The organism is Shewanella profunda, assembly GCF_023283765.1.
Taxonomy (GTDB): Bacteria; Pseudomonadota; Gammaproteobacteria; order Enterobacterales; family Shewanellaceae; genus Shewanella; species Shewanella profunda.
Genome location: NZ_JAKILG010000071.1, coordinates 1 through 14,758, shown reverse-complemented (window position 1 = coordinate 14,758; position 14,758 = coordinate 1). Strand labels below are relative to the sequence as shown.

The following is a 14,758-nucleotide window of genomic DNA, read 5'->3' as shown; positions in this document are numbered from 1 at the left end:
ATGAAGTAACAGGTAATACCGGCCTTTGCAGATGCTGAGAGAGTACAAGGAGCATATGACTCCGAAAGGACGATAAGCAGCAAAGGCGCGGTTCTCATTAAGGCCAGAGAAAAAAGATTCTCACAAACAGGTCGGATATACGTACGCAGTATTACTTTCTGTTACTCAAAAAGTGGTTGATCTATTCGAGGTGTCCATATATGGACTCGCTGCGTGTCGATGAGTAAATGCCATGGTAAGCCGATATGACTGGATACCAGCCAACGCTAAGATCCCAACAACTAAAATAACAGGTTACCCAGTACAGTTTGCTAACTTATTCTTGTCCAAAACCGTGCTGCGTATGGCTTTTAAATCTAAAGGTTACGCAAATACTAAAAAGGTGAGCCAGGGTGATTTGCGAGACGACCGTCCGCCCCGCGGACGGACTTGCTGCGCGTCGATGAGTGAATACCATGGCTCACGGTTAATCAGCGGCTGAAGCTAAGCCCCAAACAAAAACATCGGCCTAAGCCGATGTTTTTACATTCATTAAGATGGTCGAACCCAAGCAGCTTAGGCTTCTTTAAACGTGCTCCAAATTGGCGCGTGATCAGAGGGTTTATCAATACCGCGTAAATCATAATCAACATCGGATTCGACTAAGCGCGCAGCGAGCGAGGGTGTTGCTAAAATCACATCAATGCGTAGACCGCGGTTATCATCAAACCCTTTACTGCGATAATCAAACCACGAATAACGCTCAGTGCGAGAGGGATACAGTTGGCGGAAGGTGTCGACCAAACCCCAGTCTTGCAAGGTTTTTAACCATTCACGTTCTTCCGGTTGGAAGCTGCATTTACCGGTTTTTAGCCAGCGCTTACGATTGACTTCGCCTATACCAATATCTAAATCGGTTGGAGAAATATTGATATCCCCCATGATAGCGATATCTTCATCCTTGCTATGATTAGCGTGCAAATAACTCATTAAGTCCTGGTAAAACTTACGTTTAGCAGGATACTTCGTGGGATGGTCAATACTTTCGCCTTGGGGAAAATAGCCGTTGAATACCGTCAATGGACGACCATTCGCTTGGGCAAAGGTACCGATAATCATCCGACGCTGAGCATCTTCGTCGTCGCTTGGAAAACCCTTTTGTACTTTCTGTGGTGCAACCTTTGACAGCATAGCCACGCCATAGTGGGCCTTACCACCGTGGTAATGGACTTGATAGCCCATAGCCTCAACTTCAGCGAGCGGGAAAGCTTCATCGTGCACTTTGGTTTCTTGCAGGCCAATAATGTCGGGCTGGTGGCTGTCGATCAAGGCTTGCAGTTGGTGCAAACGAGAGCGCAGTCCATTGATATTAAAGGACACAATTTTCATTAAGGCAGAACTCGCTTAAAGGGTTTAACCACAACACTTTGGTATACGCCGGCAGCAAAATAAGGATCTGCATTGGCCCAAGCTTGTGCTGAGGCTAAAGAATCAAAATCAGCTACAACCAATGAACCGCTAAACCCCGCATCACCTGGATTTTCGCTGTCAATAGCAGGGTGTGGGCCAGCAATCAGTAAACGGCCTTCGTCCGCTAATTCTTGCAAACGGGTTAAATGGGCAGGGCGTGCAGCTAAACGTTTTTCTAAGCTGTTCTCAACATCTTGAGCTGAAATCATATACCACATTATTTAAGTTCCTTGCGTTGATCTTCTGGAAGGTGTTTATAAAGGTAAAATACAGTTATTACAGTATTAACTAAGGTTAAGGCGGTTAAACCAAAGACCTTAAAATTCACCCAAGTTTCTAACGGTAAACTAAAGGCCACATAAATATTCACAAGGCCGCAGGTGGCAAAAAAGATCACCCAATACCAAGTGACATGGGCCCAAATATTGTCGGCTACTTGCATTTCTTTGCCTAACATCGACTTTAAAATGGATTTATTCAGTAACTGGCTAATGCCTAATGCTAAGGCAAATAAGGCATAAATAATGGTGACTTTCCATTTAATAAAGGCATCGTCATGGAAAACTAATGTGAGTGTGCCAAAAATGGTCACCATGGCGAAGGTAATAAGATGCATCTTTTCAAGCTTTTTGTATAGCGCATAGGTCACGATCAATTGAAGCGCGGTAGCTGCGATCAATGCGCCGCTGGCGATATAGATATCGAAAAATTTATAGACAGCAAAAAAGATAACGAGTGGCAGAAAATCAAGCAGTTGTTTCATAAATAATCGTGATAAAGAGACGTGGACCTGAGTGTAGCACGCGAGGCTAGTGGGAAAAAGCCATCATGCGGCTCGATTGCGATCTTGGCCATGAAACCGCTTTAATCTTAACGAAGATCGACGAAGGCGGCGGTGAGTTTGCGCACTAAGGGTAAAACCATCAGTAATGTCGGGAAGGCGACAACCCATGAGATGAGCCAAGCGCTGAGCCAAAGTTCAATAAATTGCGCCGAAGCGCCAACGCCATTAAAAGTACTGATCCCAGAAACGATACAACTCATTAGAACAGAAAGAAAAAATGGCATCACCACAGTAGCATACTTGGCTGGTAATTTAGGCGTACCCAAGAAAGTACGTGATTTGGCGTTAGGCAAAGAGTGAGAAGTGGACATTGGATCCTCAATTACAACTGAATCAGACGAGTGATGTGTCACAGGCTAACACTATACATTCTTTTATCGACTCAGTTTATCCAATTCGTGACCCAAAGCTCGCCTGTTACATTGACCCAATCGCCGAGCGAGATAGGGGATTTTCCAAGTTCATTATCAAACGGTAGTGACAGGTTCGATTGCAACAGGTAAATCGTATCTTCGGGTGTTTGAGTAATATCAACGATCTGCCCTGAAGCCTCAAAGTGACAGCTGTTATTTGGAAATAATAGGCTCTGGCGTGGTAGATACTCAATAAAATCGGCTTGAGGATTTGCACTCGCCAGTCGGCCAACCAATTCAACTGTGACCCACTGGTCAACCGGAAAGTGCATTTTTGCCTGTTGATCGCTGCCTTGATAGTAAAACCAAATTGGCGCGCCATTGTCACATTTACCCGCGATTTCACCTTCAAAACCACAGCCCAAAGGGGTTAATTCAAGAATATAGATCCGATACTGCATAGGAAGTCCCCTTTTCTTCGATAGAGGCATGCTAACGAGGAACTGTGACCAAATAAATACGCTGTCAGTTTCATTTCGGGTAACTGTATGTATTGTGTTTGATGTATCTCGGTCTAAAGTGCTTTTGTCGGAAGAGATAACAAGCTGTGGGTGGCAATGCTGAGTAAACATTAGGGCTGAGATAAACGGAGAATAAGTGGGCAGCGAGTGTGCCACACTTATTCTCTACAATTGAAGTTATTGATTTATCAAAGAGATTGAAATCAGGATTAACTTAGGTCGCAGCCTTCATGGCGCGGGTAAATTCCCCTAGTGCCGCAAGTAGCTTAGTTTCATCGTGCTGGTGGGTCTCGATGATTTTCACGACGGCAGAGCCAGAAATCGCCCCCGCAGCGCCCGCTTTGATGGCAGCGCTCACCTGTAAAGGTTCGGCAATACCAAAACCGAGGAGCGGTGGCGGGGCGTTAAAGGCTTTCAATTTAGATAAAATTTCTTCAACTGGCGCGCCAGCTTTCGTGTCTGTGCCTGTGACTCCTGCGCGGGATAAGAGATATGTGTAACCTTCACCACTTTTACTTACTTGCTCAAGGGTTTCACTGTCGGCATTGGGCGGTGCGATAAAAATCGGTGCGATACCATGGGCTTTAGCGGCTTCGCTAAAGGGAGCTGATTCTTCTACTGGTACATCGGCGATAAGCACTGAATCAACGCCCGCTTGCTGCGCTTTAGCGTAGAAAGCATCGATGCCGTTAGCAAAGACCAAATTAGCGTACAGTAGCAAACCGATTGGCAGTTCGGGATATTTAGCGCGAACTTGTGCCAGCAATTCAAAACACGCCGTTGGAGTCGTGCCCGCCGCTAAAGACCGCAGGTTAGCGCCTTGGATCACTGGGCCATCCGCTGATGGGTCGGAAAACGGAAACCCCAGCTCTAAGGCATCGGCACCGTTTTGCACTAAGGTATCGATAATTTTCAGTGATAACTCAGGGCTAGGATCGCCAAGGGTGACGAAGGGGACAAAAGCGCCACGACCTTCGGTTTTGAGTTTGGCAAAGGTGGCTTGGTAACGGCCAGTATTAGTTAATGTGTCACTCATGTTTGCTATACCTCTTTACCATTCAAAATGTCAGAAACGGTGAAAATATCTTTGTCGCCACGACCGGAAAGATTGACCACTAAAATGGTTTCTTTGGTGCACTCGCGCGCCATTTTTACGGCATAGGCGAGCGCATGCGCCGATTCCAATGCGGGGATGATACCTTCACAGCGCGCCAGCAGTTGGAAGGCCTCCAAGGCTTCATCATCGGTGGCGGACTCGTAACGGGCGCGGCCAATGGCATTAAGATGTGCGTGCTGTGGGCCAACGGATGGGAAGTCCAATCCAGCTGAAATCGAATAGGATTCTTCGATTTGCCCTTCGCTATCTTGCATCAAAGGCGCTTTCATGCCGAAGAAAATCCCTGTCTTACCGTGTTTAAGCGGTGCGCCGTGCATAGGCGTGTCTATGCCTTTACCCGCAGGTTCGACGCCAATCAGCTCGACACTTGGCTCGTCGATGAAGTCAGCAAACATGCCGATAGCGTTGGAACCGCCGCCCACACAGGCGATAACCGCATCGGGCAGGCGACCTTCACGTTCAAACATTTGCTTCTTGGTTTCTTCGCCAATAATACGTTGGAATTCACGCACGATTGTTGGGAACGGATGTGGACCTGCTGCCGTGCCGAGTAAATAGTGGGCCTTTTCGTAGCTGCCAGACCAGTCGCGCATTGCCTCGTTACAGGCATCTTTTAGGGTGGCAGAACCTGAGGTGACAGGGATCACTTCCGCACCCATCAACCGCATTCTAAATACGTTAGGTGATTGGCGCGCAATGTCTTTTGCGCCCATATAGACTTTACATTTTAAGCCTAACAGCGCACAGGCAAGGGCGGTGGCAACCCCGTGTTGTCCTGCGCCTGTTTCAGCAATAATTTCCTTTTTACCCATACGTTTAGCAAGCAGTGCCTGGCCTAACACTTGGTTGGTTTTATGGGCGCCGCCGTGGAGCAAATCTTCCCGTTTGAGGTAGATTTTCACCATAGGATTTGGGCTTAAATTGCGGGTTAAAGTGAGCGCCGTTGGGCGACCCGCGTAGTTTTTCAGTAAATCGGTAAACTCGGCTTTAAAGTCGTCATCATCCTGTGCTTCCACAAAGGCAGTTTCTAATTGCTTAAGGGCTGGCACTAAAATCTGTGGCACATACATGCCGCCGTATTCGCCGAAATAAGGGTTAAGCTTTAACTTTGACATACCTTTTTCCTTATCTTATCAATCTGTTTGTCTGTGGTTTCTCAACTCAAGCATTTGTTAAATGTACGTTGTTAAATTGAGCCACAGATATAAATGTGTTTTATCTCGCCGTTTAGAGACGTAAGTTGGCAAAAGCTGTTTGGATCAGTTGCGCCGATTTAATTCCTGCGGCGGTTTCTAGGCCTGAATTAAAATCTAAACCGTAAAATCCTTGGGCATTGGCACTGGCCGCATTGTCGGCGTTTAGTCCGCCAGCCAACATGGCATAGGCCTTTTGTGGGCCGAGGGATTTCACATCAATGCTTTGCCAATTAAAGGCTTGGCCCGAGCCGCCAAATTGGCCTGCCGTTTTACTATCAAAGAGATATCGCGATGCTCCCTGAGGTAAGTTGCCAAGCTCACCCGTTTGCGCATCGACGCTGACGGCTTTCCAAATTTGAGTTGTGAGTCCCGCTTGCTCAAGTCGCTCGGCGAGCTGTGCGATTTCCAGTTCAGTTTCCGCGCCATGCAGCTGTACGGCCGATAATTGTAATTTGGCGGCGATATCACAAATGGTTTTTGGCGCTGCGTTAACAAACACGCCGACGAATTCAATGGCGGGAGCCGAGGATGCGCGATACTCCCTGAGCAATTGTTCAGCGGCATCAAGGGTTAATGCGCGCGGGGATTTTTCAGCAAAAATCAGCCCGGCATAGACAGCGCCTGCCGTTGCTGCGGCGCGAATATCTTCCATGCGGGTGAGGCCGCAGACTTTATTGTGACCGAAGATCAATTTACGGCAGGCTAAGTCGATATCAGCCTCGGCCATAATTGAGCTGCCGACGAGGAAACCATCGACCAACGGACTCAGGCGGCGTACTTGCTGATTGTTGTAGATGCCAGATTCGCTGACAACCACGCGGTCGCTGCCAATGTGTGGCACCAGCGTTTCTGTGGTGGCAAGATCCGTACTCAAATCCCTTAAGTTGCGGTTATTGATCCCAATAATCGGCGCATCTAATGCGATGGCGCGCTTAAGTTCCTCTTCGTTACTGACTTCGGTCAGCACATCGAGTTGATACTTAGCGGCTTCTTTCGCTAGATGTTGATATTGTTCATCATCGAGCACGGACAGCATCAGCAAAATTGCATCGGCGCCTTGGTGGGCGGCGAGTTTGATTTGGTATTCATCGACAAAAAAATCTTTGCACAGAATAGGTTGGTTTACCCGAGCGCGTACCTTAGGGATATAGTCCATATCCCCTTGAAAGAATTGCTCGTCGGTTAATACCGAAATGCCCGCCGCATATTTACCATAGATATCGGCGATGGCTTCCACATCAAACACATCGCGGATAAGCCCTTTGGAGGGACTGGCTTTTTTACATTCTAAAATGTAGCCCGCCTTGGGCGCCTTGAGTGCGGCAAACAAACTGCGGTCAGAGATTTTTGGCGACAAGCTTGCCTCGGGGAAACGCTGCTTCAGGGCGGCAATATGGGCCGCTTTGGTATCGACTATACGGGTTAACACATTACTTTTTGGCATAGGGTTTGTTGCTGCCTGTGGCTGAGTTCTCATATCTTGGCTATCTGTTATCAGTTCTTGAGTCATTGCCACTTATTCCTTTGTTTCACTGCTGACTTTAGCCAATTGGCTTAACAATTCAAAGGCTTTGCCGCTTTGTATGGTACTGAGCGCAAGTAAGGTTCCCGCTTTGACTGAATCAGCAATCCCACACACATATAAAGCACAACCTGCATTGATGGCGACCGCATTGGCGTGCGCATCTGTGCCGCGACCTCTCAAAATTGCCTCGGTGATCAAGGCATTCTGCGCGGGTTCGCCTCCTTCTAAGTCACTGATTTGTGCTAAAGGTACACCTAAATCGGCGGGCGTGAGTTGATACTCTATGATGTCACCGTCTTTTAATTCGGCCACTAGGGTATTGCCGTGCAGCGCAACTTCATCTAAACCGCTGCCGTGTACTACCATAGCGCGTTTTGTGCCAAGCGCCTTTAATACTTTCGCTATTGGTAAGACTAACTCAGGGCTATACACGCCAAGCAACATAAACTCGGGGCGGGCGGGATTGATAAGTGGTCCTAACACATTGAATAAGGTGCGCGTTTTCAGTGCTTGCCTTACTGGCACCGCATGCTTTACTCCGCCGTGGTAGTGGGGTGCAAATAAAAAGCATAGGTTCAATGTGTCGAGGCAACGACTGGCGGTGTCTGGCGACATGGTTAAGTCGATGCCAAACTGCGCCAAAAGATCCGATGAACCCGATTTACTCGACACGCTACGATTGCCGTGTTTGGCGACCTTAGCGCCCGCTGCCGCGGCAACAAAGGCCGCAGTGGTGGAAATATTAATGGTATTAAAGCCATCACCTCCGGTGCCAACTATGTCAACGATTCCATTGCTAAGGTTATCGCCATTCGAGTAGGGAAACGTCTTGGCGGCTGCGCGCATCGCATCGGCGGCACCGCTGATCTCATCTATGGTTTCGCCGCGCATCTTGAGCGCGACTAACATGCCCGCCATAGTGGCTTCACTCATTTCACCGCGAATTAACGCGCTAAAAATCTCAAAGGTTTGTTCGCGACTTAAACTCTTACCTTGGTATAAAAGGTCGAGCAAAGGCTGAATATTGTTTGTACTCATGCGTTTACTCCTGCTGTCATGTCTTGGGTCAGAAATGCCAAGGTTTGAATGAGCAGTGTGCTGCCCAACGTCGTCAGAATCGATTCTGGGTGGAACTGAAAGCCAACGGCTCTATGCTCAGGGTGCAAAATCGCCATCGGCATAGCTTCAGTGGTTGCGATCACTTGCAAGCAATCCGGTACTTGAGTGGCGACGAGACTGTGATAACGGGCAACGGGTAGGGGAGAGGGCAAACCTGCAAATACGCCAGTACCGTCATGGAAAGTCGGACTTGCCTTGCCGTGTACCACAAAAGGCGCGCGCGCCACTGTGCCGCCGTAATATTCCACCATGGCTTGATGCCCAAGGCAGATCCCCAGCATAGGCACCTTACCCGCAACTTTGGCGATAAGTGCCATCATAGAACCTGCCTCATGGGGCGCGCCAGGACCGGGTGATAGCACTAGGGCTGCAGGCTCTTGTTCGTTAAGCAGTTTTTCGGCGATATAGTCGGCGGCAACATCGTTGCGGTAAATCACCACTTCACAACCTAGGCTGCGAAATTGATCCACTAGGTTGTAGGTAAAGGAGTCAAAGTTATCGAGTAGATAGAGTTTCATATTTGGCTCCTATTTATATTGTGCTGAAGTGGATTGAGCTGACGATTCATTCACTAGCGGTCCAGCGCCCATTTTGATCGCCGAAATCACGGCCTGGGCTTTTTGACGGGTTTCATCTGCCTCGCTTTGGGGATCCGAATCAAATACCACGCCAGCGCCGGCTTGAATAAAGGCGGTGCCATTTTTAACAAAGGCGGAGCGGATCACGATGCAAGTGTCCATGTCACCAAGGGCATTAAGGTAACCCACAGCGCCGCCATAGCTGCCGCGGCGCGCTTTTTCCGCTTGGCGTACCAGTTGTGATGCACGTACTTTTGGTGCGCCCACTAATGTGCCCATATTCATACAGGCCTGATAAGCATGCAGAGCATCTAAATCTTGGCGCAGTTGACCCGTCACGCGGCTGACGAGGTGCATGACGTGGGAGTAACGGTCAACTTTTAATAATTCGGCGACTTTGCGACTGCCGCTTTGGCTGATGCGTGCGATATCGTTGCGAGCTAAATCGACCAGCATTAAGTGTTCTGATAGTTCTTTTTTATCTAAACGCAGTTCGAGTTCAATGCGGCTGTCTAAGTCGAAATCAATCTCGCCTGTGGCGGTTTTACCGCGTTTGCGGGTGCCAGCAATTGGGTAGACCTCAACTTGATTACTGCTGGCATCAAATTTGAGCGCACTTTCTGGCGAGGCGCCAAACAGGGTGAAATCATGCCCCCTGAAATAAAACATATAGGGGCTAGGGTTAGTCAGGCGCAGGGCGCGATAAGCCCCTAAGGTATTGGGGCAAGGCAAACTAAAGCTACGGGATGGCACCACTTGGAAAATATCGCCCGCAATAATGTGTTCTTTTAAATCGATAACGGTTTGTTTGAACACCTCATCGGAAATATTGACTTGCTCAGTTGCGTCAATAGCGACCAGTGTCGGCACATCGGCAGGTGAATTACCCAGAGTTTTACATTGCGTACTTAAATGCTGAACTCGTTCGCTTAGCGCTGCGGTAATGGTGACATACTGGGCGGAATCGTGACTGAAGTTATGGGTAATAATGTCGGCTTGTTTAAGTTTATGGTCGATAAGGATTAGGGTTTCAGCGAGGTAAAATAAGTAGTCTGGACAATCGTTATCGCGGTTCGGTACTGAAGGCAGAGGTTCGACGGTATCAATCAAGTCGTAGGCCAGTACGCCACCCAAAAACAGATCCTCAAAGGCGGGTTTAGTCTGGCTGTCAGTATGAGCGCCACAATCAATCTGCTGGATAAACATCCGCAGGCCATCTAGCGGCGAGGTGGATTTTAAGCGTGCATCTTCGTCCTGCAGCTGAGTATCTTTTTGCAGTGTGACTACTAAGGTCAAGTTATCTCGGGCCATATTGATGCGAGAAACGGCCGCACTGCTAGTGCTGAAAAAGGTTTCGATGGGGGCAAGTAAGCTCGCGCCATTATCGGTCAGTGCGGTGAAGGTCAGTTGATAACCGTCGCAGCGGATCATCATGGCAGCATGGGTCATCACCATACTCTTTAAGTGATCTTTACTGTCGATTTCGGCCGATTCCAGCAACATAGTATGGGGCGCATCTTGGGTGATGTGCTGATATAAGCGCAGTGGATCGCTGTGGTAGGTTAATGCTGCCTTGAGTGTACTCGATCGTGCGAATGTCTGTTTGGGCATGTTCATACTCCAGCTACCTTATAAAATGTCTTTAACATCATGAGTTATCTCGCTTTCTTAATCTTATTGCCCGATTCTGCCGACATTTTTCGCACCTAACAAAAAAGCCCGCATTTCTGCGGGCTTTTTGTTGATTCTGGTCACTTTCAAATGAGCACAGAGCTTCACACCACCCGCTACGTTGGGAAGTGCCACCACCAAATGATGTTTAATGAAGCGTTAATGTGTGTCATTCAAAAGGGTCTCGCTAATACGTTAATTGACCTATAGAAAACATGAGCCGAGCGATAATGTCAATTGAATATTTTTCAAATACGGGAATTTATCCCTATAAATGGTTGGGGTGAATGGGGATTTTATCCATTAAAGTGTGAGATACCAGCGCACTTCTTAACAAATTCGCGTACAATAGCCCCATGAATACTCAAAGCATATTGGCAGATTTACATAGCCACACGACCGCATCCGATGGTCAGTTAACACCCTCTGAACTGATCGCAAGAGCCCTTGAAAAGGGCGTGCAGTTATTTGCAATTACCGATCATGACACAGTAGCAGGTTTACCCGAAGCCCGCGCTTTTAATCTGTCTCAGTCAGCGCCATTGAAGCTGATTTCTGGTGTTGAGATTTCAACCCGTTGGAATAGCTATGACATTCATATTGTTGCGCTTAATTTTGATGAAACTAATGCAGAGTTGTTAACTTTTCTCGAAAATCAGCGTGAATTACGTGAATTACGAGCCCAAGAAATTGGCCATAGGTTAGCCAAGTCGGGCATTGAAGGCGCTTACGAAGGCGCTAAAGTATTGGCGGGTGATGCGGCGCTGAGTCGTGGGCATTACGCCCGCTGGATGGCTGAAAATGGTCATGCTGTGGATATGCCGAGCGTCTTTAAACGCTACCTTGCCCGCGGTAAAACTGGTTATGTGCCTAATAATTGGGGTGATATGGCCAGCGCTATTGATATCATCCATAACGCAGGTGGATTGGCCGTATTAGCTCATCCGAGTGGCTATAAGTTATCGGCTAAGTGGCTTAAGCGCTTAGTGCGTGAATTTAAAGAAGCGGGTGGAGATGCCATGGAAGTGGTACTCGGCCAGCAAACGTTAGACGACAGGGCCAATCTTGTGGCTCTGAGTGTCCAAAATCAGTTGCTTGCATCGATAGGGAGTGATTTTCACTTTCCGAGCAATTGGATAGAATTAGGTAAAAATTTGTATCAGCCCCAAGGTATTGATTGGGTCTGGCAATCGAGATCTTGGGTGGAACGACCATGAGTCAGTTTTTTTATGTACACGAAGTAAATCCGCAAACACGTCTTATCAGTCAAGCCGTTGCGGCTTTAAAAGCGGGTGGTGTTATTGTTTATCCAACCGATTCTGGCTACGCCCTAGGCTGCTTGATTGGCGAGAGAGATGCTATGACGCGGATGGCGAGAATTCGCCAAATTGAGAACGATCATAATTTCTCTTTGATGTGCCGCGATTTATCCGAGCTTGCAACCTACGCCAAAGTGGATAATCAGGCCTATCGCATTCTAAAAAGTTGCACGCCTGGGCCTTATACCTTCATTTTTAAGGCGACCAAAGAAGTGCCGCGTCGTCTGCAAAATGACAAGAAAAAGACCATAGGTATTCGTGTGCCCGACAATGTGATCGCACTGGCATTGCTCGAAGCCTTAGATGCGCCGTTGATGTCGACCAGTTTAGTGATGCCAAATGCCGAGTTTGCCGAGTCTGATCCTGAACAAATCCGCGATCTGCTCGAGCATCAAGTGGACGTGATTATCCACGGCGGTTATTTAGGTGAGAAGCCAACGACTGTGATCGATATGTCCGAAGATGGCGCCGAGATTTTACGTGAAGGCGCAGGGGACATCACGCCGTTTCTGTAATAAAGGTAAGATATAAAGTTTGAAAATCCGGTTATTTAGCGGCATAAAGCGTCTATTTGGCAGTTTTATCGCCGTTAATTTACAGGTATAATCGCGCGTTTGGCGTTAGCCTAAGTTGGATGGCGCAGTGTTAACGGAGCAAGATAGCGGATGCAGGGCACGCAACAGAGTTTACCCTTAGCCGTTATTCGTGGTCAGGCAATGACCGAAATGCCGCTGGATTTGTTTATTCCACCGGAGGCATTGGAAGTGTTCCTCGAGTCCTTTGAAGGGCCATTGGATTTACTTTTATATTTGATCCGTAAGCAAAAATTAGACGTTGTCGATTTACCCATTCAGCAAATCACCGCGCAGTATTTAGAATATATTACGTTGCTGACTCAGGCTCGAATCGAACTTGCCGCCGATTACTTAGTGATGGCGGCAACGCTTGCCGAGATTAAATCCCGTTTGCTGCTGCCGCGTATGGTGGCCGAAGATGAGGTTGAGGAAGATCCGCGGGCGCAACTGATCCGTCAGTTGAAAGCCTATGAAGTGATTAAAGAAGCATCGCAAAAACTCGATGATTTACCGCGGCTCGAGCGGGATGTGTTTCAAGCCAAAGCGTTGGCAGCTCCCGGTATTAAGCCACTGGTGATCCCGCCAGAAGTCTCGTTGTTTGAAATAGCCCGCGCCTTTGGTGATGTACTCAAACGTATCGATGCCTATGAAGATCATCATGTAAAGCGGGAACATTTATCGACCCGTGAGCGCATGAGCCAAATTTTAGCCATGCTGAACTCAGAAGATTTTACGGCCTTTGAACGTTTATTTACCGTAGAAGAAGGCCGCGCCGGTGTAGTGGTAACCTTCTTAGCTTTGATGGAATTAGTCAAAGAGTTATTGGTTGAATTGTACCAAACAGAACCGTTTTCAACTATTTACGTTAAGGCCTATTAATTGATGCAGATAAATCCGACTCAATTAAAACAGCTTATTGAAGCGAGTTTGTTTGTATTGGGGAAACCCTTGTCGGCGAAAATGTTGAAAGACACTGTCTTGGTGGATTTCACTGTTTCCAGAGACAAAATCAAAGCCGCATTGGATGAGCTGCAGCAGGATTATCAAGACCGAGGTGTTCAACTTGTGAAAGTCGCTGGGGGTTATCGCTTCCAGACCTTAGAGGTATTGAGTCCTTTTTTGCAGCCCCTGTGGCAGGAAAAAGCCCCTAAATATTCGCGTGCGACATTAGAAACCTTGGCGGTGATTGCCTATCGTCAACCTGTGACTCGCGGCGATATTGAACAGGTGCGCGGTGTGGCTATTAGTAGCCACATCATAAAAAGTTTGTCAGATAGACATTGGATTAAAGTAGTTGGTCATAAAGAAGTACCGGGGCGACCCGCGTTATATGCCACTACCTTAGAATTTTTAGCATATTTTGGCTTAGACACCTTAGCGGATTTACCGCCGCTGTCGGATACTGAGTCATTGCAGGCGGTTTTTTCAGGTTTGAAATCAGCGCCAGAACAGTCAGAAGAGCAAAGTACTAATGAGTGAAAAATTGCAGAAAGTCTTGGCCCGTGCAGGCCATGGCTCCCGTCGTGAGATGGAGGCATGGATTGCTGCAGGCCGAGTTAGTATTGATGGTGAAATTGCTAGCCTTGGGGATCGTATTGAAGCCGATGCTAAAGTGCGTATCGATGGCAGAGCGATTTCGCTTAAATCCGCCGACGATGTGATTTGCCGTGTGCTTGCATACCACAAACCAGAGGGCGAAATTTGTAGTCGTAAAGATCCCGAAGGTCGTCCAACGGTATTCGATCGCTTACCTAAAGTGCGTGATTCACGCTGGGTAGCGGTAGGTCGTTTAGACATCAACACCTCAGGTTTATTGTTGTTTACCTCAGATGGTGAGTTAGCGAACCGCTTAATGCACCCATCGAACGAAGTCGACCGCGAATACGCAGTGCGTACCTTCGGTGAGATCCCTGAAGCGACAGTGCAACGTTTGCGTACTGGCGTCATGCTAGAAGACGGCCCTGCGCAGTTTGATAGTATCAAGCCAGCGGGCGGTGAAGGTATGAACCAGTGGTGGCACGTGTGTTTACGCGAAGGTCGTAACCGCGAAGTGCGCCGTTTATGGGAATCCCAAGAAGTGCAGGTGAGTCGTTTGATCCGTATCCGTTATGGTATGGTCGAATTGCCAAAATCCCTGCCTCGCGGTGGTTGGGTTGAATTGCCGATTGAGCAAGTGAACTATCTGCGCCAACTGGCAGGTTTAGAGCCTGAAACCCGTACTATGCTCGCTGCCGATAAACACAGTGTGGCTCGTGCTCAGGTGAAGAGTGCTAAAATTCGCCGCGCCGTGCGTAAGCATAAAGTCACTTCAACGGGAAAACCTAAGCCAACGCGCCAGCGTAGCTAAGTTGTTTATCCCAATGAAAAAGGCCGCCTAGCGCTATCTCTTGATCACATCTCGTGCTCAAGAGATAGAGCCAATTCGTAGCCTTCAAGGATGGTTTGCAGTTTGAACCATCCTTCCCATAACCGCTCCCAACCTACTACACCC

At 48.0% G+C, this 14,758-nt stretch carries 16 protein-coding genes and 1 other annotated feature; of the genes, 5 read left to right on the top strand and 11 right to left on the bottom strand.

Annotation, left to right across the window (positions count from 1 at the left end; translation table 11 throughout):
• Positions 1-555: 555 nt before the first annotated feature.
• The 11 genes from xthA to L2744_RS20465 all read right to left on the bottom strand — a co-directional run bounded on the left by xthA (position 556) and on the right by L2744_RS20465 (position 10,313).
• A complete protein-coding gene (gene xthA / locus L2744_RS20515; RefSeq protein ID WP_248993618.1) occupies positions 556-1,368 on the bottom strand; it encodes an exodeoxyribonuclease III in 813 nt (270 codons plus the stop codon).
• On the bottom strand, positions 1,368-1,667 hold the full coding sequence (locus L2744_RS20510; RefSeq protein WP_248993617.1) for a YciI family protein: 300 nt from the start codon (positions 1,665-1,667) through the stop codon (positions 1,368-1,370). The genes xthA and L2744_RS20510 overlap by 1 nt, the downstream gene beginning before the upstream one ends.
• Entirely contained in the window at positions 1,667-2,212 is a 546-nt protein-coding gene (locus tag L2744_RS20505) for a septation protein A (RefSeq protein ID WP_248993616.1), read from the bottom strand. Before L2744_RS20505 ends, L2744_RS20510 begins: the two co-directional genes overlap by 1 nt.
• 107 nt (positions 2,213-2,319) lie before the next feature.
• Complete coding sequence (locus tag L2744_RS20500; protein WP_248993615.1) at positions 2,320-2,604, bottom strand: DUF2798 domain-containing protein; 285 nt, start codon at positions 2,602-2,604, stop codon at positions 2,320-2,322.
• Between the two features lie 71 nt (positions 2,605-2,675).
• Positions 2,676-3,107 (bottom strand): glycerate kinase, encoded by a 432-nt coding sequence (locus tag L2744_RS20495; protein WP_248993614.1) that lies wholly within the window; start codon positions 3,105-3,107, stop codon positions 2,676-2,678.
• Between the two features lie 274 nt (positions 3,108-3,381).
• A complete protein-coding gene (trpA, locus tag L2744_RS20490; protein ID WP_248993613.1) occupies positions 3,382-4,203 on the bottom strand; it encodes a tryptophan synthase subunit alpha in 822 nt (273 codons plus the stop codon).
• Positions 4,204-4,208: 5 nt separating this feature from the next.
• Positions 4,209-5,399, bottom strand: a complete 1,191-nt coding sequence (gene trpB / locus L2744_RS20485; RefSeq protein WP_248993612.1) for a tryptophan synthase subunit beta — start codon at positions 5,397-5,399, stop codon at positions 4,209-4,211.
• A 112-nt stretch (positions 5,400-5,511) separates the two neighbouring features.
• A complete protein-coding gene (gene trpCF / locus L2744_RS20480) occupies positions 5,512-6,990 on the bottom strand; it encodes a bifunctional indole-3-glycerol-phosphate synthase TrpC/phosphoribosylanthranilate isomerase TrpF (protein WP_248993611.1) in 1,479 nt (492 codons plus the stop codon).
• A 6-nt stretch (positions 6,991-6,996) separates the two neighbouring features.
• Entirely contained in the window at positions 6,997-8,043 is a 1,047-nt protein-coding gene (gene trpD, locus L2744_RS20475) for an anthranilate phosphoribosyltransferase (RefSeq protein ID WP_248993610.1), read from the bottom strand.
• Complete coding sequence (locus L2744_RS20470) at positions 8,040-8,642, bottom strand: aminodeoxychorismate/anthranilate synthase component II (RefSeq protein WP_248993609.1); 603 nt, start codon at positions 8,640-8,642, stop codon at positions 8,040-8,042. The genes trpD and L2744_RS20470 overlap by 4 nt, the downstream gene beginning before the upstream one ends.
• A gap of 9 nt (positions 8,643-8,651) precedes the next feature.
• On the bottom strand, positions 8,652-10,313 hold the full coding sequence (locus tag L2744_RS20465) for an anthranilate synthase component 1 (RefSeq protein WP_248993608.1): 1,662 nt from the start codon (positions 10,311-10,313) through the stop codon (positions 8,652-8,654).
• A gap of 98 nt (positions 10,314-10,411) precedes the next feature.
• Positions 10,412-10,519: a sequence feature (Trp leader region), on the bottom strand.
• Positions 10,520-10,729: 210 nt separating this feature from the next.
• On the opposite strand from L2744_RS20465, the gene rnm reads away from it, so the two are divergent.
• The 5 genes from rnm (at position 10,730) to rluB (ending at position 14,614) form a co-directional block, all read left to right on the top strand.
• Entirely contained in the window at positions 10,730-11,590 is an 861-nt protein-coding gene (gene rnm, locus L2744_RS20460) for an RNase RNM (RefSeq protein WP_248993607.1), read from the top strand.
• On the top strand, positions 11,587-12,207 hold the full coding sequence (locus tag L2744_RS20455) for an L-threonylcarbamoyladenylate synthase (protein WP_248993606.1): 621 nt from the start codon (positions 11,587-11,589) through the stop codon (positions 12,205-12,207). Before rnm ends, L2744_RS20455 begins: the two co-directional genes overlap by 4 nt.
• Positions 12,208-12,357: 150 nt before the next feature.
• On the top strand, positions 12,358-13,146 hold the full coding sequence (locus L2744_RS20450) for a segregation and condensation protein A (RefSeq protein WP_248993605.1): 789 nt from the start codon (positions 12,358-12,360) through the stop codon (positions 13,144-13,146).
• Positions 13,147-13,149: 3 nt separating this feature from the next.
• Positions 13,150-13,746: an SMC-Scp complex subunit ScpB gene (gene scpB, locus L2744_RS20445; RefSeq protein ID WP_248993604.1), complete on the top strand. Its 597-nt coding sequence runs from the start codon at positions 13,150-13,152 to the stop codon at positions 13,744-13,746.
• Positions 13,739-14,614, top strand: a complete 876-nt coding sequence (gene rluB / locus L2744_RS20440) for a 23S rRNA pseudouridine(2605) synthase RluB (protein ID WP_248993603.1) — start codon at positions 13,739-13,741, stop codon at positions 14,612-14,614. The genes scpB and rluB overlap by 8 nt, the downstream gene beginning before the upstream one ends.
• Positions 14,615-14,758: the final 144 nt, after the last annotated feature.

Excerpts from the sequence above, each read along its gene's own strand:
- xthA (WP_248993618.1), bottom strand. The coding sequence starts at position 1,368 with ATGAAAATTGTGTCCTTTAATATCAATGGACTGCGCTCTCGTTTGCAC.
- L2744_RS20510 (WP_248993617.1), bottom strand. The coding sequence starts at position 1,667 with ATGTGGTATATGATTTCAGCTCAAGATGTTGAGAACAGCTTAGAAAAA.
- L2744_RS20505 (WP_248993616.1), bottom strand. The coding sequence starts at position 2,212 with ATGAAACAACTGCTTGATTTTCTGCCACTCGTTATCTTTTTTGCTGTC.
- L2744_RS20500 (WP_248993615.1), bottom strand. The coding sequence starts at position 2,604 with ATGTCCACTTCTCACTCTTTGCCTAACGCCAAATCACGTACTTTCTTG.
- L2744_RS20495 (WP_248993614.1), bottom strand. The coding sequence starts at position 3,107 with ATGCAGTATCGGATCTATATTCTTGAATTAACCCCTTTGGGCTGTGGT.
- trpA (WP_248993613.1), bottom strand. The coding sequence starts at position 4,203 with ATGAGTGACACATTAACTAATACTGGCCGTTACCAAGCCACCTTTGCC.
- trpB (WP_248993612.1), bottom strand. The coding sequence starts at position 5,399 with ATGTCAAAGTTAAAGCTTAACCCTTATTTCGGCGAATACGGCGGCATG.
- trpCF (WP_248993611.1), bottom strand. The coding sequence starts at position 6,990 with ATGACTCAAGAACTGATAACAGATAGCCAAGATATGAGAACTCAGCCA.
- trpD (WP_248993610.1), bottom strand. The coding sequence starts at position 8,043 with ATGAGTACAAACAATATTCAGCCTTTGCTCGACCTTTTATACCAAGGT.
- L2744_RS20470 (WP_248993609.1), bottom strand. The coding sequence starts at position 8,642 with ATGAAACTCTATCTACTCGATAACTTTGACTCCTTTACCTACAACCTA.
- L2744_RS20465 (WP_248993608.1), bottom strand. The coding sequence starts at position 10,313 with ATGCCCAAACAGACATTCGCACGATCGAGTACACTCAAGGCAGCATTA.
- rnm (WP_248993607.1), top strand. The coding sequence starts at position 10,730 with ATGAATACTCAAAGCATATTGGCAGATTTACATAGCCACACGACCGCA.
- L2744_RS20455 (WP_248993606.1), top strand. The coding sequence starts at position 11,587 with ATGAGTCAGTTTTTTTATGTACACGAAGTAAATCCGCAAACACGTCTT.
- L2744_RS20450 (WP_248993605.1), top strand. The coding sequence starts at position 12,358 with ATGCAGGGCACGCAACAGAGTTTACCCTTAGCCGTTATTCGTGGTCAG.
- scpB (WP_248993604.1), top strand. The coding sequence starts at position 13,150 with ATGCAGATAAATCCGACTCAATTAAAACAGCTTATTGAAGCGAGTTTG.
- rluB (WP_248993603.1), top strand. The coding sequence starts at position 13,739 with ATGAGTGAAAAATTGCAGAAAGTCTTGGCCCGTGCAGGCCATGGCTCC.